Origin of the sequence: Streptococcus mitis (genome assembly GCF_013305725.1) — a bacterium.
Taxonomy (GTDB): Bacteria; Bacillota; Bacilli; order Lactobacillales; family Streptococcaceae; genus Streptococcus; species Streptococcus mitis_BO.
The window spans coordinates 1,320,464-1,341,055 of the sequence record NZ_CP047883.1 but is presented as its reverse complement, the minus strand read 5'-3'; the positions used below and the strand labels follow the sequence as shown (position 1 = coordinate 1,341,055).

Genomic DNA, 20,592 nt, shown 5'->3' with positions numbered 1-20,592 from the left:
TTATTTAATATAGAGTTCTTGATTTTTTAGGACAATTTCACGGACACTTGCAAACTTCTTGAGTTTTTTGAGTTCTTCTGGATGAGTGACGAGAGTAATAACATAACCTTCCTTGCCCATACGACCAGTACGGCCAGCGCGGTGAGTGTAGGTCTCGCTATCTCTAGGAACATCAAAGTTTACGACACACTCTAGACTATCGATATCAATCCCACGAGCCAGAAGGTCTGTTGCAAGAAGCAGGGTTAGTTGCTTGTCTTTAAACTTTTCTAAGATGACTTTTCTAAATTTGACATTGACATCACTAGCTAGAGAAACAGCCAAGATATCCCGATACTGTAATTTTTCCTCTGCGCTTCCAAGGTCTGATAGGCTGTTAAAGAAGACCAGACCACGGAAATCCTCTACATGAGCCAGTTTTCGTAGCATATCCACTCGGTGACGTTGATCTACCTGCATGTAGAAGTGCTGGATGTTGTCCAATTTTTGGTCAGAAAGATCAATGGTACGTGTGTTAGGCACAATCTTTTCTTGGTCAAACTTGGTCGTCGCACTCATGTAGACGAGTTGGTGGTCACGAGGTGCGTAGTGAGTGATTTTCTCGACAAAGTGAATCTGAGAATCATCTAGCAATTGGTCGAATTCATCCAGGATGATGGTTTCCACATTCATCATCTTGATTTTCTTCAATTTAATTAGTTCAAAGATACGGCCAGGAGTTCCAATCAGAATTTCTGGTCCTTTTTTTAGGCGTTCAATCTGGCGTTTCTGACTTGAGCCTGATAGGAAGAGCTGAGCAGTCAAGCCGATAGCTTCAGCCCACGTTTTACATACGTCAAAAATCTGTCCAGCTAGTTCTGTATTTGGTGCTAGAATCAAGAGTTGCTGCGCTTTTTTCTTTTGTAGTCTGAGAAGGCTTGGTAGGAGGTAAGCTAGGGTCTTACCAGTTCCTGTTGGGCTCACTCCTAGGAGGTTTTCTCCAGCAAGAAGGGGCTCAAATAGTTGGGTTTGAATGGGAGTGAATTCTTGGAAACCGAGTTGGTCACTCAGTTCTTGCCATTCAGTCGGTAGTTTGGTTTTCATTTTTCTGCCTCAAATCTAATGCCAGCAGTCTGGCGCATAGTATATAGTAGCTCATGAACTGAACTTGCATCTTCCAGCCAAGTTTGGTAGAGATTCAGATCTGGTTGCTGGATCATGTGTGCAAATGCAGCGACTTCCTCAGTCATCGTATGAGGAGCCTGTTGGATAGGGAGTTGGATTTGATTGCCTTGGTGGTCGGTAAAAATAGCCGAGCTGACATGTTCGATCGTGTTGAGAGTCAAGGTTCCATCTGTTGTGTGAATTTCACAAGGAAGATTGGAAGTGATGTTTTTCCCAACCTTGATGTGAACTTGAAAGTCTGGGTAGAGGAGGATTCCGTCACCATTTAGGTCAATGCTATTGTCAAGCTGTTGCCCCTGATAGGTTGCATCCTTAGCTTTTCCAAAGAGACGAACGGCAGCGTAGAGAGGATAAATCCCCAAATCCATAAGCGCTCCACCAGCAAAACGATCTGAAAAGACATTTGGTGTCTCCCCAGCCAACAAGTTAGGCATTTTGGAAGAATACTTGGCATAGTTGAAATCTGCCCCTAAAATTTGCTTGTCTGCTAAAAAATTTTTGATAGTAGTAAAAGCTTCTTCGTGGTAATTACGAGCTGCTTCGAAGATAAAACAGTGATTTTTCTCAGCTGTTTGAATCAAATCCAGCCATTCTTGTGGCTGAGTGACAGCTGGCTTTTCAAGAATGACGTGTTTACCAGCAGACAAGGCAGCTTTTGCCTGAGCAAAATGCAAGGAGTTTGGACTGGCAATATAGACCACATCAAAGGAGTTCTTGAAGAAGTCTTCTACTTGATCAAAGAGTTGGATATCCTGATAGCGAGAAGCAAAGGTTGCTGCAGTTTCTAGTTTTCTAGAGTAGACTGCGACCAGCTGGTATTTTCCACTGGTATGGGCTGCTTCTATGAAGTGGTGGCTGATAGCCCCTGTTCCGATGACACCTAATTTAAGCATAGTTACTCCTTTTCAGATTTCAAATCCTTCTTTCATTATAACATAGATAGACGGGACTATCCAACAGAGGGGAAAAATTTCAAATAAGCTACTAGGTCTTTTCCAAAGAAAGTGGTACAATAATGAGATGAGTAAATGAAATAGGAGGGAAAATGAGGTTATTACCTATAAGAAAAATATCACGTCAGTCTAAGAGGCTAGCGCTTTTTTTGACTTTTTGTGCTGGTTATGTAGACGCCTATACTTTTATTGTGCGAGGGAACACTCTTGTAGCTGGACAAACTGGGAATGTTGTCTTTCTTTCAGTAGAATTAATTCAAAATAATGTTTCAGATGTTAGGGACAAGGTTCTCACATTGCTAGCTTTTATGATGGGGGTCTTTTTATTAACTGTTTATAAGGAAAAATTGAGAATTGTGAAAAAGCCAATTCTGTCACTGATTCCTTTGGCAATCTTATCAATCATTATTGGTTTTGTACCGCAAACTGTAGATAATATCTATCTAGTACCGCCCTTAGCCTTTTGTATGGGATTGGTGACAACCACTTTTGGAGAAGTGTCGGGTATTGCCTATAATAACGCTTTTATGACAGGGAATATCAAACGGACCATGCTGGCTTTTGGAGATTATTTTCGGACCAAGCACACTCCTTTTTTACGTGAAGGGATTATCTTTGTTAGCCTGCTTAGTAGTTTTGTCCTTGGCGTTGTCTTTTCAGCTTATTTGACGATTTTCTATCATGAAAAGACCATTCTTGGTGTTCCTATTATGATGAGTATTTTTTACCTCAGCATGCTTTTTGCCTCTTGGCAGAAAAAAGTAAAAGAAAAAGCTTCATTTTAGGTGTTATTACTTGTAAGAAAATAGGAGATATGCTATACTTGAAGAGTTGACTATGCACGATCCTGTGCAACCGCACGAACATCGTTGCTTGACTATTCAAGTTTAAGTGGTTTGTCCCACGATGCTAGGCGAGTCTTCACAAAAAATTCGGGGAAACCCATAAAAATCATAGGAGGTGCATAATGAGCACATACGCAATTATCAAAACTGGCGGAAAACAAGTTAAAGTTGAAGTTGGTCAAGCAGTTTACGTTGAAAAATTGAACGTTGAAGCTGGTCAAGAAGTTACTTTTAACGAAGTTGTTCTTGTTGGTGGTGAAAACACTGTTGTCGGAACTCCACTTGTTGCTGGAGCTACTGTAGTTGGAACTGTTGAAAAACAAGGAAAACAAAAGAAAGTTGTTACTTACAAGTACAAACCTAAAAAAGGTAGCCACCGTAAACAAGGTCACCGTCAACCATATACAAAAGTTGTCATCAACGCAATCAACGCTTAATTTTAAGGAGAACACATGATACAAGCAGTCTTTGAGAGAGCCGAAGATGGCGAGCTGAGGAGTGCGGAAATTACTGGACACGCCGAGAGTGGCGAATACGGCTTAGATGTCGTGTGTGCATCGGTTTCTACGCTTGCCATTAACTTTATCAATTCTATTGAGAAATTTGCAGGCTATGAACCAATCCTAGAATTAAACGAAGATGAAGGTGGCTATCTGATGGTTGAAATACCAAAAGATCTTCCTTCACACCAGAGAGAAATGACCCAGTTATTCTTTGAATCATTTTTCTTAGGTATGGCAAACTTATCGGAGAACTCTTCTGAGTTCGTCCAAACCAGAGTTATCACAGAAAACTAACACGGAGGAAAACATTATGTTAAAAATGACTCTTAACAACTTGCAACTTTTCGCCCACAAAAAAGGTGGAGGTTCTACATCAAACGGACGTGATTCACAAGCGAAACGTCTTGGAGCTAAAGCAGCTGACGGACAAACTGTAACAGGTGGATCAATCCTTTACCGTCAACGTGGTACACACATCTATCCAGGTGTAAACGTTGGACGTGGTGGAGACGATACTTTGTTCGCTAAAGTTGAAGGCGTAGTACGCTTTGAACGTAAAGGACGCGATAAAAAACAAGTTTCTGTTTACCCAATCGCTAAATAAAAAGGTCCAGTGAGCCTTTTTATCCCGAGCCTTGAAATGTAAAGGTAAGGAAGCTAGAAGTAGCATTAAATAAGGCTTTCCGATTTTTCGGAGAGCCTGTTTTTTTGTTTTATGTGACTATTAGTCCGTCTCGCTCCGTTAGGTGCGAGACAAAACAACCACCCGCTATGCGGGTGCGCGTCGAAGGTTATACCAAAAAAACTCCGAACGCGATACAATAAAGGTGTTCAAGCCAATTGTAAAGCGAAAGGAGAAAAATATGGCACAAAAGGCTCATAGTTTATCGCACACAAAGTGGCACTGTAAGTATCACATTGTGTTCACCCCTAAGTATAGAAGAAAAGTCATCTATAATCAATATCGAAGTAGTTTAGGCGAAATATTTCATCGCTTGTGTAGTTATAAAGGAGTTGAAATTATCGAGGGTCACTTAATGCCAGACCATGTACACATGTTAGTCAGTATTCCACCAAGGACAAGTGTTTTGAGTTTCATGGGTTATTTAAAAGGAAAAAGTGCACTCATGATGTTTGACAAACACGCCAATCTCAAGTACAAGTTTGGGAATCGGCATTTCTGGGCGGAAGGTTATTATGTGAGTACAGTAGGGCTTAATGAAGCTACAATTAAGAAATATATTCAAGAACAGGAAAAGCATGATATAGCACTAGATAAATTAAGTGTAAAAGAATATGAGGATCCCTTTAGGGATAGTGGTAAGTAATACTAAAGCCTCTTTGAGAGGCAAGTGACGAGTCAAGAGCAATAAGGCTTGAACAAAGTGAAAGCCAGCGTCTTTAGGCGCTGGCTGGTAATTTGGGCTTATAGCCCTGGGACAAACCACCCGTTTGACGGGTGGTCATGATTGGTACCCATGATTTTTTCGTTCTTAGTGTAGATGAATTTTATGAGTGACATTATTTTTCTTCGATGGAAAACTTCTAAAATATGGTATAATGAAAAGATAAAGAAATTGGGAGTAGAAGATGAACATTCAACAATTACGCTATGTTGTGGCCATTGCAAATAGTGGTACTTTTCGTGAAGCAGCTGAAAAGATGTATGTGAGTCAGCCAAGTCTGTCTATTTCTGTTCGTGATTTGGAAAAAGAGTTGGGCTTTAAGATTTTTCGTCGTACAAGTTCAGGAACGTTCTTGACTCGTCGTGGAATGGAGTTTTATGAGAAGGCTCAAGAGTTGGTCAAGGGCTTTGATATTTTTCAAAATCAGTATGCCAATCCTGAGGAAGAAAAGGATGAATTTTCAATTGCCAGCCAACACTATGACTTTTTACCACCAACCATTACAGCTTTTTCAAAACGTTATCCGGATTATAAGAACTTTCGTATTTTTGAGTCTACTACCGTTCAAATTCTGGATGAAGTGGCACAAGGTCACAGTGAGATTGGGATTATCTATCTAAACAACCAAAATAAAAAAGGAATTATGCAACGGGTTGAAAAGTTAGGCCTTGAGGTCATTGAATTGCTTCCTTTCCATACTCATATTTATTTGCGTGAAGGTCATCCTTTGGCAAAGAAAGATGAACTGGTTATGGAGGATTTGGTTGATTTACCAACAGTTCGCTTCACTCAAGAAAAGGATGAGTATCTCTATTATTCTGAGAATTTTGTAGACACTAGTTCTAGTTCTCAAATGTTTAATGTGACGGATCGCGCTACCTTAAACGGTATTTTGGAGCGGACAGACGCTTATGCGACTGGTTCAGGATTTTTAGATAGTGATAGTGTGAATGGAATTACCGTTATTCGACTTAAAGATAATCTCGATAACCACATGGTCTTTGTCAAACGTGAAGAAGTCGAGCTCAGTCAAGCAGGTACACTTTTTGTTGAGGTCATGCAAGAATATTTTAATCAAAAGAGGAAATCATGAAAAAAAGAGGAATAGTAGCAGTTTTGATTTTACTCTTAATTGCCCTAGATCAGTTGGTTAAATCCTATATCGTCCAGCAGATTCCATTAGGTGAGGTTCGGACTTGGATTCCGAAACTTGTTAGTTTAACTTACCTTCAAAATCGTGGTGCGGCCTTCTCCATGTTACAAGACCAGCAGTGGTTCTTTGCTATTATTACATTGGTCGTCATGGTGGGTGCTATTTGGTATCTACATAAACACATGGAAGACTCAATTTGGATGGTGATTGGCCTAACCTTAATCATCGCTGGAGGTCTTGGGAACTTTATTGATAGGCTGAGTCAGGGTTTTGTTGTGGATATGTTTCACCTTGACTTTATCAACTTTGCGATTTTTAATGTAGCAGATAGTTATCTGACTGTTGGTGTGATTATTTTATTGATTGCAATGCTAAAAGAGGAAATGAATGGAAATTAAAATTGAAATAGGTGGACTGCGTTTAGACAAGGCTCTGTCGGATTTGACAGAATTATCACGCAGTCTCGCGAATGAACAAATCAAATCAGGCCAGGTCTTGGTCAATGGCCAAGTCAAGAAAGCTAAGTACACGGTCCAAGAGGGCGATGTCGTCACTTACCATGTGCCAGAACCAGAGGTTTTAGAGTATGTGGCTGAGAATCTTCCACTAGACATCATCTACCAAGATGAGGATGTGGCTGTCGTTAACAAGCCTCAGGGGATGGTTGTGCATCCGAGTGCTGGTCATACCAGTGGGACCCTAGTAAATGCCCTCATGTATCATATTAAGGACTTGTCGGGTATCAATGGGGTTCTGCGTCCAGGAATTGTTCACCGTATTGATAAAGATACGTCAGGCCTTCTCATGATTGCTAAAAACGATGAGGCGCACCTAGCACTTGCCCAAGAACTCAAGGATAAAAAGTCTCTCCGCAAATATTGGGCGATTGTTCATGGAAATCTGCCTAATGATCGTGGTGTGATTGAAGCTCCGATTGGTCGTAGTGAAAAAGACCGTAAGAAACAGGCTGTGACTGCTAAAGGGAAACCTGCAGTGACGCGTTTTCACGTCTTGGAGCGCTTTGGTGATTATAGCTTAGTAGAGTTGCAACTGGAGACAGGGCGTACCCATCAAATCCGTGTTCACATGGCTTATATCGGCCATCCAGTCGCTGGTGATGAAGTCTATGGTCCACGTAAGACCCTGAAAGGGCATGGACAATTTCTTCATGCTAAAACCCTAGGCTTTACCCATCCGAGAACAGGTGAGACCTTGGAATTTACTGCAGATATCCCAGAGATTTTTAAGGAAACATTGGAGAGTTTGAGAAAGAATTAGACGTGATAAAAGGTTGAGATGACTTGTCTCGACCTTTTTCCTATCAACTCTTTTCTATTTCCTGCCATTCATGTTATAATGGATAAATATGAAGAATCGGAGTGAGACTATGAAATTCAAACGGATTGTCTTTAAGGTGGGGACTTCTTCTCTGACGAATGAGGATGGAAGTTTATCACGTAGTAAGGTAAAGGCTATTACCCAGCAGTTGGCTATGCTGCACGAGGCTGGTCATGAATTGATTTTGGTGTCGTCAGGTGCCATTGCAGCTGGTTTTGGGGCCTTAGGATTTAAAAAGCGTCCGACTAAGATTGCTGATAAACAGGCTTCAGCAGCGGTAGGGCAAGGGCTTTTGTTGGAAGAATACACGACCAATCTTCTCTTGCGCCAAATCGTTTCTGCACAAATCTTGCTGACCCAGGATGACTTTGTTGATAAGCGTCGTTATAAAAATGCCCATCAGGCTTTGTCAGTTCTACTTAGCCGTGGAGCGATTCCTATCATCAATGAGAATGACAGTGTCGTTATTGATGAGCTCAAGGTTGGGGACAATGATACTCTAAGTGCTCAGGTAGCAGCCATGGTCCAAGCAGACCTTTTGGTTCTCTTGACAGATGTGGACGGTCTCTATACTGGAAATCCTAATTCAGATTCAAGAGCCAAACGCTTGGAGCGAATCGAGACCATCAATCGTGAGATTATCGATATGGCCGGTGGAGCTGGTTCGTCAAACGGAACTGGTGGCATGTTAACCAAAATCAAAGCTGCAACTATTGCGACAGAATCAGGAGTTCCTGTTTATATCTGTTCATCCTTGAAATCAGATGCCATGATTGAGGCAGCTGAGGAGACCAAGGATGGTTCCTACTTTGTTGCGCAAGAGAAGGGACTTCGTACCCAGAAACAATGGCTGGCCTTTTATGCTCAGAGTCAAGGTTCTATTTGGGTTGATAAAGGAGCTGCAGAAGCTCTCTCTCAACATGGAAAGAGTCTTCTTTTATCTGGTATTGTTGACGCAGAAGGAGCCTTTTCTTACGGTGATATCGTGACAGTATTTGACAAGGAAAGTGGAAAATCACTTGGAAAAGGACGCGTGCAATTTGGTGCATCTGCTTTGGAGGATATGTTGCGTTCCCAAAAAGCCAAGGGTGTCCTGATTCACCGCGATGACTGGATTTCCATTACTCCTGAAATCCAACTACTCTTTACAGAATTTTAGAGGTAAATTATGGTAAGTACACAAGAACAATTTGAACAGGTACAGGCTGTTAAAAAATCGATCAATACAGCTAGTGAAGAGGTGAAAAACCAAGCCTTGCTAGCCATGGCTGATCACTTATCAGCAGCTACTGAGGAAATTTTAGCAGCCAATGCCCTTGATCTGGACGCTGCTAAGGGTAAAATCTCAGATGTGATGCTGGATCGTCTTTATTTGGATGCAGGTCGTATAGAAGCAATGGCAACTGGGATTCGTGAAGTGGTTGCTTTACCAGATCCAATCGGTGAAATTTTAGAAACCAATCAGCTTGAAAATGGTTTGCTTATCACCAAAAAACGTGTGGCTATGGGTGTTATTGGTATTATCTATGAAAGTCGTCCAAATGTGACGTCTGACGCAGCTGCTCTAGCTCTTAAGAGTGGAAATGCGGTTGTTCTTCGTAGTGGTAAGGATGCCTATCAAACAGCTCATGCTATTGTCACAGCCTTGAAAAAGGGCTTGGAGACGACTACCATTCACCCAGATGTGATTCAACTGGTGGAAGATACCAGCCGTGAAAGTAGCTATGCTATGATGAAGGCCAAGGGCTATCTAGACCTTCTTATTCCTCGTGGAGGAGCTGGGTTGATCAATGCGGTGGTTGAGAATGCTATCGTACCTGTTATCGAGACAGGGACTGGGATTGTCCATGTTTATGTCGATAAGGACGCAGATGAAGATAAGGCTTTATCTATTATCAACAATGCTAAAACCAGTCGTCCTTCTGTTTGTAATGCCATGGAGGTTCTGCTGGTTCATGAAGACAAGGTAGCAAGTTTCCTTCCTCGCTTGGAGCAAGTGCTGGTTGCAGATCGAAAAGAAGCTGGTCTGGAACCAATTCAATTCCGTTTGGATGAAAAAGCAAGTCAGTTTGTTTCAGGTCAAGCAGCTGAGGCCCAAGACTTTGACACCGAGTTTTTAGACTATGTATTAGCTGTTAAGGTTGTGAGCAGTTTAGAAGAAGCGGTTGCCCATATTGAAACCCACAGTACCCATCATTCGGATGCCATTATGACGGAAAATGCTGAAGCTGCAGCTTACTTTACAGATCAAGTGGACTCTGCAGCTGTCTATGTCAATGCCTCAACTCGTTTCACAGATGGTGGCCAATTTGGTCTGGGTTGCGAAATGGGGATTTCAACTCAGAAACTGCACGCGCGTGGTCCAATGGGCTTGAAAGAGTTGACCAGCTACAAGTATGTGGTCACTGGTGACGGACAGATAAGGGAGTAAGAGATGAAGATTGGATTTATCGGTTTGGGGAATATGGGTGCTAGCTTGGCTAAGTCTGTCTTGCAGGCTAGACCGTCAGATGAGATTCTCCTTGCCAATCGTAGTCAAGCTAAGGTAGATGCTTTCATTGCAGACTTTGGTGGTCAGGCTTCTAGCAATGAAGAAATATTCGCAGAAGCAGATGTGATTTTTCTAGGAGTAAAGCCTGCACAGTTCTCAGACTTGCTTTCTCAATACCAGACTATCCTTGAAAAACGAGAAAGTCTTCTTTTGATTTCTATGGCAGCTGGATTGACCTTGGAAAAACTCGCTAGTCTTCTTCCAAGTCAGCACAGAATTATTCGTATGATGCCAAATACCCCTGCTTCTATTGGTCAAGGAGTGATTAGTTATGCCTTGTCTCCTAATTGCAGGGCTGAGGACAGTGATCTCTTTTGTCAGCTTTTAACCAAGGCTGGACTCTTGGTTGAACTTGGGGAAGGCTTAATCGACGCGGCGACAGGTCTTGCAGGTTGTGGACCGGCCTTTGTCTATCTCTTTATTGAGGCCTTGGCAGATGCAGGTGTTCAGACAGGATTACCACGAGAAATAGCACTGAAAATGGCGGCTCAAACTATGGTAGGAGCTGGGCAATTGGTCCTTGAAAGTCAGCAACATCCTGGAGTATTGAAAGACCAAGTTTGTAGCCCAGGCGGTTCGACTATAGCTGGTGTAGCAAGCTTAGAAGCGCATGCTTTTCGAGGAACGGTCATGGATGCAGTTGGTCAAGCCTACAAACGAACACAAGAATTAGGTAAATAAGAGGTGGATGTGTCTGCCTCTTTTATGGTGGTTGATACTCTTCGAAAATCTCTTCAAACTGCGTCAGCTTCCATCTGCAACCTCAAAACAGTGTTTTGAGCAACCTGCGGCTAGATTCCTAGTTTGCTCTTTGATTTTCATTGAGTATGAAATGAGAAGACAAAAAGATTGTCACAAACCCCTATTTTTTTGATAGAATAGAAGTAGTAAAAAAGAAATGAGTTATACATGTCAAAAGGATTTTTAGTCTCTCTTGAGGGACCAGAGGGAGCAGGAAAGACCAGTGTTTTAGAGGCTCTGCTCCCAATTTTAGAGGAAAAAGGGGTAGAGATGCTGACGACCCGTGAACCTGGCGGAGTCTTGATTGGGGAGAAGATTCGGGAAGTAATTTTGGATCCAAGTCATACTCAGATGGATGCTAAGACAGAGCTCCTTCTCTATATTGCTAGTCGCAGACAGCATTTGGTGGAAAAAGTTCTTCCAGCCCTTGAAGCTGGCAAGTTGGTCATTATGGACCGCTTCATCGATAGTTCCGTTGCATATCAGGGATTTGGTCGTGGCTTGGATATTGACGCCATTGATTGGCTCAATCAGTTTGCGACAGATGGCCTTAAACCCGACTTGACACTCTATTTTGACATCGAGGTGGAAGAAGGACTGGCTCGCATTGCTGCTAATAGCAATCGTGAGGTCAATCGTTTGGACTTGGAAGGGTTGGACTTGCATAAAAAAGTTCGTCAAGGCTACCTTTCTCTTCTGGATAAAGAAGGAAATCGCATTGTCAAGATTGATGCTAGCCTCCCTTTGGAGCAGGTTGTGGAAACTACCAAGGCTGTCTTGTTTGACAGAATGGGTTTGACAAGATGAAACAAGATCAACTAAAGGCCTGGCAGCCAGATCAGTTTGACCGCTTTGTCCGTATCCTAGAACAAGACCAGCTCAATCATGCCTATCTCTTTTCAGGTTTCTTTGGAAGCTTGGAAATGGCGCAATTTTTAGCTAAGAGCCTCTTTTGTACAGATAAGGTAGGCGTTTTACCATGTGAGAAATGCCGAAATTGTAAGCTGATTGAACAGGGAGAATTTCCCGATGTCACTTTGATTAAGCCAGTCAATCAGGTTATTAAGACAGAACGCATTCGAGAATTGGTGGGTCAGTTTTCCCAAGCAGGGATTGAAAGTCAGCAACAGGTCTTTATTATCGAGCAGGCGGAAAAAATGCATCCTAACGCAGCTAATTCTCTGCTCAAGGTCATCGAAGAACCCCAGAGTGAAGTTTACATTTTCTTCTTGACCAGTGATGAGGAGAAGATTTTACCTACAATCCGAAGTCGGACGCAAATTTTTCACTTTAAAAAACAAGAAGAGAAGCTCATCTTGCTCTTAGAACAAATGGGACTGGTTAAGAAAAAAGCGACTCTTTTAGCCCAGTTTAGTCAATCGCGAGCTGAAGCAGAAAAGTTAGCTAATCAGGCAGGCTTTTGGACCTTGGTTGATGAAAGTGAACGCCTGCTGACTTGGTTAGTGGTTAAGAAAAAAGAAAGTTATCTGCAGGTTGCTAAATTAGCCAACTTGGCAGATGACAAGGAAAAACAAGATCAGGTTTTACGGATTCTTGAAGTTCTCTGTGGACAAGATATTCTACAAGCAAGAGTAAGAGTGATTTTACAAGATTTGCTAGAAGCTAGAAAAATGTGGCAGGCTAATGTCAGCTTTCAAAATGCCATGGAATATCTGGTCTTGAAAGAAATATAAACTCAAAAATGAACGATAATGAAAGGAAAGGGCTGTTTTATGGACAAAAAAGAATTATTTGACGCGCTGGATGATTTTTCCCAACAGTTATTGGTAACCTTGGCCGATGTGGAAGCCATCAAGAAAAATCTCAAGAGCCTGGTAGAGGAAAATACAGCTCTTCGCTTGGAAAATAGTAAGTTGCGCGAACGCTTGGGTGAGGTGGAAGCAGACGCTCCCGTCAAGGCCAAGCATGTTCGTGAAAGTGTCCGTCGCATTTACCGGGATGGATTTCACGTATGTAATGATTTTTATGGACAACGTCGGGAGCAGGACGAGGAATGTATGTTCTGTGACGAGTTGTTATACAGGGAGTAGGCATGCAGATTCAAAAAAGTTTTAAGGGGCAGTCTCCCTATGGCAAGCTGTATCTAGTGGCAACGCCGATTGGCAATCTAGATGATATGACCTTTCGAGCCATCGAGACCCTGAAAGAAGTTGATTATATTGCGGCTGAGGACACGCGCAATACAGGTCTATTGCTCAAGCATTTTGACATTTCTACCAAGCAAATCAGTTTTCATGAGCACAATGCCAAGGAAAAGATTCCTGATTTGATTGGTTTCCTGAAAGCAGGGCAAAGTATTGCTCAGGTATCCGACGCGGGTCTGCCTAGCATCTCAGACCCTGGTCATGATTTGGTTAAGGCAGCAATTGAGGAAGAAATTGCGGTTGTGACTGTTCCAGGTGCCTCTGCAGGAATTTCTGCCTTGATTGCCAGTGGTTTAGCGCCACAGCCACATATCTTTTACGGCTTTTTACCGAGAAAATCAGGCCAGCAAAAGCAATTTTTTGACTCGAAAAAAGACTATCCTGAAACTCAAATTTTCTATGAATCGCCTCATCGTGTGGCAGATACGTTAGAAAATATGCTAGAAGTCTATGGTGACCGCTCGGTCGTTTTAGTCAGGGAATTGACTAAAATCTATGAAGAATACCAAAGAGGTACCATTTCTGAATTGCTGGAAAGTATCGCTGCAACGCCACTCAAGGGCGAATGCCTTCTCATTGTTGAAGGTGCCAGCCAAGATGTGGAGGAAAAAGATGAGGAGGACTTGTTCTTAGAAATCCAAGCCCGTATCCAGCAAGGCATGAAGAAAAATCAAGCTATCAAGAAAGTCGCTAAGATTTACCAGTGGAATAAGAGTCAACTCTACGCTGCCTATCACGACTGGGAAGAAAATCAAGAAAATGACTAAACAGGGAAGTTTGCCTTCTTCCCTTTTTTTGTTATACTAGTAGAAGAAAAAATTAGAAAGATTTGTGGGAGTGAAAAAGTCCGGGGGACTTTTTCAGCCTGAGCCAAGAAATTCGAGAGCGAGGAAAGTCCTGTGGACTTTTTCAGCCTGAGCCAAGAAATTCGAAAACTCTTAAGTTTGATTGTCTTTTTCAATGTGAACCTTGTCTTCACACTCCCAAAGAGGTATTAGTGTCGTGTCTCAATCTTATATCAATGTTATCGGTGCTGGTTTGGCAGGTTCTGAAGCAGCCTACCAAATCGCAGAGCGTGGTATTCCAGTTAAACTTTATGAAATGCGTGGTGTCAAGTCAACACCCCAGCACAAAACAGACAATTTTGCTGAGTTAGTTTGTTCTAATTCCCTTCGTGGGGATGCTTTGACAAATGCAGTTGGTCTTCTCAAGGAAGAAATGCGTCGCTTGGGTTCTGTTATTTTGGAATCTGCTGAGGCTACACGTGTTCCTGCAGGTGGTGCTCTTGCCGTGGACCGAGATGGTTTCTCACAGATGGTGACTGAAAAAGTTGCCAACCACCCTTTGATTGAAGTGGTTCGTGATGAAATTACAGAATTGCCGACAGATGTTATTACGGTTGTCGCTACTGGTCCTTTGACCAGCGATGCTCTAGCTGAAAAGATTCATGCCCTTAATGACGGCGATGGTTTCTATTTCTACGATGCGGCAGCCCCTATTATCGACGTCAACACCATCGATATGAGCAAGGTCTATCTCAAGTCTCGTTATGATAAGGGAGAAGCCGCTTATCTCAACGCTCCCATGACCAAGCAAGAGTTTATGGATTTCCATGAAGCCTTGGTTAATGCGGAAGAAGCACCGCTCAATTCTTTCGAAAAAGAAAAGTACTTTGAAGGTTGTATGCCTATCGAAGTTATGGCCAAACGTGGCATTAAAACTATGCTTTATGGTCCTATGAAACCAGTCGGTCTGGAGTATCCAGACGACTATACTGGACCTCGTGATGGCGAATTTAAAACACCGTACGCGGTTGTGCAGCTTCGCCAGGACAATGCGGCTGGTAGCCTCTACAATATCGTCGGTTTCCAGACCCACCTCAAATGGGGAGAACAAAAACGAGTCTTCCAAATGATTCCTGGTCTTGAAAATGCTGAGTTTGTCCGTTATGGGGTCATGCACCGCAATTCTTATATGGATTCACCAAATCTTCTTGAGCAGACTTACCGTTCTAAGAAACAACCAAATCTCTTCTTTGCTGGTCAGATGACGGGTGTGGAAGGCTATGTTGAGTCAGCTGCTTCAGGCTTGGTTGCGGGAATTAACGCTGCTCGTCTTTTCAAGGGAGAAAGTGAGGCGATTTTCCCAGAAACAACAGCGATTGGAAGTTTAGCTCATTACATCACTCATGCGGACAGCAAACATTTCCAACCGATGAATGTCAACTTTGGGATTATCAAGGAGTTGGAAGGCGAGCGTATTCGTGATAAGAAGGCTCGTTATGAAAAAATTGCTGAGCGTGCCCTTAGTGATTTAGAGGAATTTTTAACAGTCTAATTTTTTTGAAAGAATTGCTCACGATACTATAAAAATCTTAGAAATTGTGATAAAATAGGTAGGATAAAAAAAGGAGAGTGAAAATGGCGAATCCCAAGTATAAACGTATTTTAATCAAGTTATCAGGTGAAGCCCTTGCCGGTGAACGTGGCGTAGGGATTGATATCCAAACAGTTCAAACAATCGCAAAAGAGATTCAAGAAGTTCATAGCTTAGGTATCGAAATTGCCCTTGTTATCGGTGGAGGAAATCTCTGGCGTGGAGAACCTGCAGCAGAAGCAGGTATGGACCGCGTTCAGGCTGATTACACAGGAATGCTTGGGACTGTTATGAATGCTCTTGTGATGGCAGATTCATTGCAACAAGTTGGGGTTGATACACGTGTGCAAACAGCTATTGCTATGCAACAAGTGGCAGAGCCTTACGTACGTGGACGTGCCCTTCGTCATCTTGAAAAAGGCCGTATCGTTATCTTTGGTGCCGGAATTGGTTCACCTTACTTCTCAACAGATACAACAGCGGCCCTTCGTGCAGCTGAAATCGAAGCAGATGCTATTCTTATGGCTAAAAACGGTGTCGATGGTGTTTACAATGCCGATCCTAAGAAAGACAAGACAGCCGTTAAGTTTGAAGAATTGACCCACCGTGACGTTATCAATAAAGGTCTTCGTATCATGGACTCAACAGCTTCAACCCTCTCAATGGATAACGACATTGACTTGGTTGTCTTCAACATGAACCAACCAGGCAACATCAAACGTGTCGTATTTGGTGAAAATATCGGAACAACAGTTTCAAATAATATCTAAGAAAAGGAATAAGAAAGATTATGGCTAACGCAATTATTGAAAAAGCTAAAGAGAGAATGACCCAGTCTCACCAATCACTTGCTCGTGAATTTGGTGGTATCCGTGCTGGCCGTGCCAATGCAAGCTTGCTTGACCGTGTACATGTAGAATACTATGGAGTAGAAACTCCTCTTAACCAAATCGCTTCAATTACCATTCCAGAAGCGCGTGTTTTGTTGGTGACACCATTTGACAAGTCTTCATTGAAAGACATCGAACGTGCCTTGAATGCCTCTGATCTTGGTATCACACCAGCTAACGATGGTTCTGTTATTCGTTTGGTTATCCCTGCTCTCACAGAAGAAACTCGTCGTGACCTTGCTAAAGAAGTGAAGAAGGTCGGAGAAAATGCTAAAGTGGCTGTCCGCAATATTCGTCGTGATGCTATGGATGAAGCTAAGAAACAAGAAAAAGCAAAAGAAATCACTGAAGACGAATTGAAGACTCTTGAAAAAGACATTCAAAAAGTAACAGACGATGCTGTTAAACACATCGATGACATGACTGCCAACAAAGAGAAAGAACTTTTGGAAGTCTAAAAATAAACAGAAAACTCAGTTGGCATTGCTGGCTGAGTTTTATTCGAAAGAAGGAAATATGAATACAAATCTTGCAAGCTTTATCGTTGGACTCATCATCGATAAAAACGACCGTTTTTACTTTGTGCAAAAAGATGGTCAAAACTATGCTCTTGCCAAGGAAGAAGGTCAGCATACAGTAGGGGATACGGTTAAAGGTTTCGCCTATACAGACATGAAGCAAAAGCTCCGCCTGACAACCTTAGAAGTGACTGCCACTCAGGACCAATTTGGGTGGGGAACCGTAACAGAAGTTCGTAAAGACTTGGGTGTCTTTGTGGATACAGGTCTGCCCGATAAGGAAGTCGTAGTATCGCTAGATATTCTCCCTGAACTTAAGGAACTCTGGCCTAAGAAGGGGGATCAACTCTATATCCGTCTTGAAGTGGACAAGAAAGACCGAATCTGGGGACTCTTGGCTTATCAAGAAGATTTCCAACGTCTGGCTCGTCCTGCCTACAACAACATGCAGAACCAAAACTGGCCAGCTATTGTTTACCGCCTCAAGCTATCAGGGACCTTTGTCTATCTGCCAGAAAATAACATGCTTGGTTTTATCCATCCCAGCGAGCGCTACGCAGAGCCACGTTTGGGTCAAGTTTTAGAAGCGCGTGTTATTGGTTTTCGTGAAGTGGACCGTACCTTGAACCTCTCCCTCAAACCACGTTCTTTTGAAATGTTGGAAAATGATGCCCAGATGATTTTGACCTATTTGGAAAGCAATGGCGGTTTCATGACCTTAAATGATAAGTCATCTCCAGACGACATCAAGGCAACATTTGGCATTTCTAAAGGTCAGTTCAAGAAAGCTTTAGGTGGTCTTATGAAGGCTGGCAAAATCAAGCAAGACCAGTTTGGTACAGAGTTGATTTAGGCCTTATAGACATGAAAAAGAAACTTGAAGAAATGAGTTTAGAGGAACTCTGGCAACTTTTTCCTATTTTTCTAGTAGAGCACAAGTCAGAGTGGAAAGACTGGTATGAATTGGAGAAAACAAGTCTTAAAAAAATATTGGGTGCAAATGTTATTAAAAGAATAGAACATATCGGTAGCACTGCTATCCCTAATATTTGGGCCAAAAATATCATTGATATTCTGCTAGAAGTAGGTAGAATAGAGGATTTAGCAAGAGTTAGGGATTTATTGGTGAAGAATGGTTGGTTAGTGATGTCGGAGAGTCCTAACAGGATTTCGCTAAATAAAGGATATACAGAGCAGGGATTTGCTGAGAAAGTTTTTCATTTACATTTGCGAATGACGGGAGATCATGACGAGATTTATTTTAGAGATTATCTCTGCCAGCATTCAGATATTGCCCAAGCGTATCAGGAATTAAAACTCAGTTTGTGGAAAAAATTTGAACACAATCGAGACGCCTATACTGATGCGAAAACGGATTTTATAAACCACTACGTTTCAGAGGCTAAGTCCAGTAATTTTTAAAAATCAGAAAAGTTTCATCAAAAAAAGTCTTGATAGGAGAAAGAATTGAGAAAATCATTTTACACTTGGCTCATGACCGAGCGCAATCCTAAAAGTAACAGTCCCAAGGCTATCTTGGCAGACCTCGCTTTTGAAGAATCAGCCTTTCCAAAACACACAGATGATTTTGATGAGGTGAGTCGCTTTCTGGAAGAACATGCCAGTTTCTCTTTTAACCTAGGAGACTTTGACGTTATCTGGCAAGAATACTTAGAACACTAGCATAATTCACTGGGTTTGGGCTAGTAATTTCTCCACCCCTTTGCTATAATAAAAAGAAATAAAAGGATTAGAGAGGTTCTTTATTTGAAGGAACATTCAATAGACATTCAACTGAGTCATCCAGATGACCTGTTTCATCTTTTTGGTTCCAATGAACGCCATCTTCGTTTGATGGAAGAAGAGCTTGATGTGGTGATTCATGCTCGTACGGAGATTGTCCAGGTTTTGGGAGAAGAGACTGCCTGTGAGGAAGCCCGTCAGGTTATTCAAGCTCTCATGGTCTTGGTGAACCGTGGGATGACCGTTGGTACGCCAGATGTGGTGACTGCTATTAGTATGGTCAAAAACGATGAAATTGATAAGTTTGTCGCCCTTTATGAAGAAGAAATCATCAAGGATAATACTGGGAAGCCTATTCGTGTCAAAACTCTAGGTCAAAAGCTTTATGTGGATAGTGTCAAACAGCACGATGTGACCTTTGGAATTGGACCTGCAGGGACAGGGAAGACCTTCCTTGCAGTGACCTTGGCAGTGACAGCTCTTAAACGTGGTCAGGTTAAGCGGATTATCCTAACACGCCCGGCAGTGGAAGCTGGCGAGAGTCTTGGTTTTCTTCCGGGTGATCTCAAGGAGAAGGTGGATCCTTACCTTCGACCTGTTTACGATGCCTTGTACCAGATTCTGGGAAAAGACCAAACGACTCGACTCATGGAGCGTGAAATTATAGAAATCGCGCCCCTCGCCTACATGCGTGGACGGACCTTGGATGATGCCTTTGTCATTCTCGATGAGGCGCAAAATACGACCATCATGCAGATGAAGATGTTTTTGACTCGTTTAGGTTTTAATTCTAAGATGATTGTCAATGGAGATATCAGTCAGATTGACCTTCCGCGTAACGTCAAGTCTGGTCTGATTGATGCTCAAGAAAAACTCAAGAACATCCACCAAATTGACTTTGTTCATTTTTCAGCCAAGGATGTAGTTCGCCATCCAGTTGTCGCTCAGATTATCCGAGCTTATGAACCAGCTCCAATTAAAAATGAAGAGCGTGAAGAAGTCCAAGAAGAAACAGAATAGCAAAAAAGAGCAGTTCAGGTGGAATTGCTCTTTCTTTTATCTGATAATTAGATTTTTTAGACTAGTTCATCAATTGGAGTATGTCTTTTATCGAGTCCTTGGGCTACTGGAAGACTGGTTAAGTAACCTTGATAAGTAGTAACACCTTGACGCAAGCCCTCATCTTCAGCAATTGCTTGCACAAATCCTTTTCCTGCTAAGGATTCGATATAAGGAAGAGTGACATTGGTTAGGGCAATGGTAGAAGTACGGGCAACAGCACCAGGGATGTTAGCAACGGCGTAGTGAAGTACACCATGCTTTTCATAGACGGGTTCATCGTGCGTTGTCACACGGTCAGCTGTTTCGATAACACCACCTTGGTCAACGGCAACATCCACAATGACAGAGCCTGGACGCATTTGCTTGACCATCTCATCTGTCACCAATTTCGGTGCTTTGGCACCAGGAATGAGAACCGCCCCAATCACAACATCCGCTTCTCTCACACTGGCTTCGATGTTGAATGAATTAGACATAAGGGTTTGGATTTGATGACCAAAGACTTCTTCGAGGACTGAAAGACGTTTAGCACTGATATCAAGGATGGTTACTTGAGCACCAAGACCAAGCGCAATTCGAGCAGCATGGGTCCCTACGACACCACCACCGATGATGGTTACTTTCCCTTTAGGTACACCCGGTACACCACCCAGTAGGACGCCAGAACCTCCTGCTTGTTTGGTTAGGAAATGAGCACCGATTTGGACTGCCATACGGCCTGCAACCTCACTCATAGGTATGAGGAGCGGTAACTGACCTTGGGAATCATGGACAGTTTCATAGGCAATCCCTGTTGTTTTTGCCGCTAGCATAGCATCTGCTAATTTAGGCGCAGCGGCCATGTGTAAGTAGGTGAAGAGAAGCAGGTCGTCACGCAAGTACTCATATTCAGAAGGTAATGGTTCTTTTACTTTTACGACTAACTCTGCAGCCCAAGTTTCACCAGCAGTAGCGACAATCTCAGCTCCTTGCTTTTGATAGTCAGCATCAGTAAAGCCAGAACCGAGACCAGCATTTGTTTCGATAAGGACGCGATGACCACGGCCGACCAAGCTATGGACACCAGCAGGTGTGAGGGCAACACGGTTTTCATTATTCTTAATTTCTTTTGGAATTCCGATTAACATAGAGAAAAACTCACTTTCTATTGACGAGTTGTAAATGATTTATCACAATTATCTATA

The 20,592-nt window shown here is 42.5% G+C and carries 25 protein-coding genes, 1 pseudogene and 1 other annotated feature; of the genes and pseudogenes, 22 read left to right on the top strand and 4 right to left on the bottom strand.

What is annotated here, in order from left to right; genetic code table 11:
- Positions 1 to 1,083: a DEAD/DEAH box helicase gene (locus M594_RS06625; RefSeq protein ID WP_173876302.1), complete on the bottom strand. Its 1,083-nt coding sequence runs from the start codon at positions 1,081 to 1,083 to the stop codon at positions 1 to 3.
- Entirely contained in the window at positions 1,080 to 2,057 is a 978-nt protein-coding gene (locus tag M594_RS06620) for a Gfo/Idh/MocA family protein (protein ID WP_173876301.1), read from the bottom strand. Before M594_RS06620 ends, M594_RS06625 begins: the two co-directional genes overlap by 4 nt.
- A 152-nt stretch (positions 2,058 to 2,209) precedes the next feature.
- On the opposite strand from M594_RS06620, the gene M594_RS06615 reads away from it, so the two are divergent.
- The 5 genes from M594_RS06615 (at position 2,210) to tnpA (ending at position 4,793) form a co-directional block, all read left to right on the top strand.
- Entirely contained in the window at positions 2,210 to 2,902 is a 693-nt protein-coding gene (locus M594_RS06615; RefSeq protein ID WP_173876300.1) for a YoaK family protein, read from the top strand.
- Between the two features lie 58 nt (positions 2,903 to 2,960).
- Positions 2,961 to 3,048 (top strand) — a sequence feature (ribosomal protein L21 leader region).
- A gap of 36 nt (positions 3,049 to 3,084) precedes the next feature.
- Positions 3,085 to 3,399, top strand: a complete 315-nt coding sequence (gene rplU, locus M594_RS06610; protein ID WP_000109141.1) for a 50S ribosomal protein L21 — start codon at positions 3,085 to 3,087, stop codon at positions 3,397 to 3,399.
- Between the two features lie 15 nt (positions 3,400 to 3,414).
- On the top strand, positions 3,415 to 3,759 hold the full coding sequence (locus M594_RS06605; RefSeq protein ID WP_000613699.1) for a ribosomal-processing cysteine protease Prp: 345 nt from the start codon (positions 3,415 to 3,417) through the stop codon (positions 3,757 to 3,759).
- Positions 3,760 to 3,775: 16 nt separating this feature from the next.
- A complete protein-coding gene (rpmA, locus tag M594_RS06600) occupies positions 3,776 to 4,069 on the top strand; it encodes a 50S ribosomal protein L27 (protein WP_000916509.1) in 294 nt (97 codons plus the stop codon).
- 259 nt (positions 4,070 to 4,328) lie between these two features.
- Positions 4,329 to 4,793 (top strand): IS200/IS605 family transposase, encoded by a 465-nt coding sequence (gene tnpA, locus M594_RS06595; RefSeq protein WP_173876299.1) that lies wholly within the window; start codon positions 4,329 to 4,331, stop codon positions 4,791 to 4,793.
- A gap of 198 nt (positions 4,794 to 4,991) precedes the next feature.
- On the opposite strand, the pseudogene M594_RS10135 reads toward tnpA, so the two are convergent.
- Positions 4,992 to 5,063: pseudogene (locus M594_RS10135) on the bottom strand (AraC family transcriptional regulator); the annotation flags it as partial.
- Between M594_RS10135 and M594_RS06590 the strand changes: the two are divergent.
- The 17 genes from M594_RS06590 to M594_RS06510 all read left to right on the top strand — a co-directional run bounded on the left by M594_RS06590 (position 5,056) and on the right by M594_RS06510 (position 19,366).
- Positions 5,056 to 5,964, top strand: a complete 909-nt coding sequence (locus tag M594_RS06590) for a LysR family transcriptional regulator (protein WP_173876298.1) — start codon at positions 5,056 to 5,058, stop codon at positions 5,962 to 5,964. The pseudogene M594_RS10135 and the gene M594_RS06590 sit on opposite strands and share 8 nt — an antisense overlap.
- Positions 5,961 to 6,422: a signal peptidase II gene (gene lspA, locus M594_RS06585; protein WP_000745695.1), complete on the top strand. Its 462-nt coding sequence runs from the start codon at positions 5,961 to 5,963 to the stop codon at positions 6,420 to 6,422. The genes M594_RS06590 and lspA overlap by 4 nt, the downstream gene beginning before the upstream one ends.
- Positions 6,412 to 7,302, top strand: a complete 891-nt coding sequence (locus M594_RS06580) for an RluA family pseudouridine synthase (protein ID WP_173876297.1) — start codon at positions 6,412 to 6,414, stop codon at positions 7,300 to 7,302. Before lspA ends, M594_RS06580 begins: the two co-directional genes overlap by 11 nt.
- Positions 7,303 to 7,411: 109 nt before the next feature.
- The gene (proB, locus tag M594_RS06575) at positions 7,412 to 8,521 is read left to right on the top strand and encodes a glutamate 5-kinase (RefSeq protein WP_217423020.1); all 1,110 of its coding nucleotides are present in this window, start codon (positions 7,412 to 7,414) and stop codon (positions 8,519 to 8,521) included.
- A gap of 9 nt (positions 8,522 to 8,530) precedes the next feature.
- Complete coding sequence (locus M594_RS06570; protein WP_173876296.1) at positions 8,531 to 9,793, top strand: glutamate-5-semialdehyde dehydrogenase; 1,263 nt, start codon at positions 8,531 to 8,533, stop codon at positions 9,791 to 9,793.
- Positions 9,794 to 9,796: 3 nt separating this feature from the next.
- The gene (gene proC / locus M594_RS06565; protein ID WP_173876295.1) at positions 9,797 to 10,594 is read left to right on the top strand and encodes a pyrroline-5-carboxylate reductase; all 798 of its coding nucleotides are present in this window, start codon (positions 9,797 to 9,799) and stop codon (positions 10,592 to 10,594) included.
- Between the two features lie 228 nt (positions 10,595 to 10,822).
- Positions 10,823 to 11,461, top strand: a complete 639-nt coding sequence (gene tmk, locus M594_RS06560; protein WP_173876294.1) for a dTMP kinase — start codon at positions 10,823 to 10,825, stop codon at positions 11,459 to 11,461.
- The gene (locus tag M594_RS06555; RefSeq protein ID WP_173876293.1) at positions 11,458 to 12,348 is read left to right on the top strand and encodes a DNA polymerase III subunit delta'; all 891 of its coding nucleotides are present in this window, start codon (positions 11,458 to 11,460) and stop codon (positions 12,346 to 12,348) included. Before tmk ends, M594_RS06555 begins: the two co-directional genes overlap by 4 nt.
- Positions 12,349 to 12,387: 39 nt before the next feature.
- Entirely contained in the window at positions 12,388 to 12,705 is a 318-nt protein-coding gene (yabA, locus tag M594_RS06550) for a DNA replication initiation control protein YabA (RefSeq protein WP_000358228.1), read from the top strand.
- Positions 12,706 to 12,707: 2 nt separating this feature from the next.
- A complete protein-coding gene (gene rsmI / locus M594_RS06545; RefSeq protein ID WP_173876292.1) occupies positions 12,708 to 13,586 on the top strand; it encodes a 16S rRNA (cytidine(1402)-2'-O)-methyltransferase in 879 nt (292 codons plus the stop codon).
- A gap of 235 nt (positions 13,587 to 13,821) precedes the next feature.
- Positions 13,822 to 15,156 carry a methylenetetrahydrofolate--tRNA-(uracil(54)-C(5))-methyltransferase (FADH(2)-oxidizing) TrmFO gene (gene trmFO, locus M594_RS06540; protein WP_000083709.1) on the top strand — a complete coding sequence of 445 codons (1,335 nt, stop codon included), beginning with the start codon at positions 13,822 to 13,824 and terminating at the stop codon, positions 15,154 to 15,156.
- An 83-nt stretch (positions 15,157 to 15,239) separates the two neighbouring features.
- Positions 15,240 to 15,965: a UMP kinase gene (pyrH, locus tag M594_RS06535; protein WP_000002995.1), complete on the top strand. Its 726-nt coding sequence runs from the start codon at positions 15,240 to 15,242 to the stop codon at positions 15,963 to 15,965.
- A gap of 20 nt (positions 15,966 to 15,985) precedes the next feature.
- The gene (frr, locus tag M594_RS06530) at positions 15,986 to 16,543 is read left to right on the top strand and encodes a ribosome recycling factor (RefSeq protein WP_001262225.1); all 558 of its coding nucleotides are present in this window, start codon (positions 15,986 to 15,988) and stop codon (positions 16,541 to 16,543) included.
- A 58-nt stretch (positions 16,544 to 16,601) separates the two neighbouring features.
- Entirely contained in the window at positions 16,602 to 17,456 is an 855-nt protein-coding gene (gene cvfB, locus M594_RS06525) for an RNA-binding virulence regulatory protein CvfB (RefSeq protein ID WP_173876291.1), read from the top strand.
- An 11-nt stretch (positions 17,457 to 17,467) separates the two neighbouring features.
- The gene (locus M594_RS06520; RefSeq protein WP_173876290.1) at positions 17,468 to 18,025 is read left to right on the top strand and encodes a GrpB family protein; all 558 of its coding nucleotides are present in this window, start codon (positions 17,468 to 17,470) and stop codon (positions 18,023 to 18,025) included.
- A gap of 45 nt (positions 18,026 to 18,070) precedes the next feature.
- A complete protein-coding gene (locus tag M594_RS06515) occupies positions 18,071 to 18,286 on the top strand; it encodes a YozE family protein (RefSeq protein ID WP_049488667.1) in 216 nt (71 codons plus the stop codon).
- A gap of 84 nt (positions 18,287 to 18,370) precedes the next feature.
- Positions 18,371 to 19,366 carry a PhoH family protein gene (locus M594_RS06510; RefSeq protein ID WP_125447093.1) on the top strand — a complete coding sequence of 332 codons (996 nt, stop codon included), beginning with the start codon at positions 18,371 to 18,373 and terminating at the stop codon, positions 19,364 to 19,366.
- A gap of 56 nt (positions 19,367 to 19,422) precedes the next feature.
- On the opposite strand, the gene ald is transcribed toward M594_RS06510, so the two are convergent.
- Positions 19,423 to 20,535, bottom strand: a complete 1,113-nt coding sequence (ald, locus tag M594_RS06505; protein WP_173876289.1) for an alanine dehydrogenase — start codon at positions 20,533 to 20,535, stop codon at positions 19,423 to 19,425.
- Positions 20,536 to 20,592 lie beyond the last annotated feature (57 nt).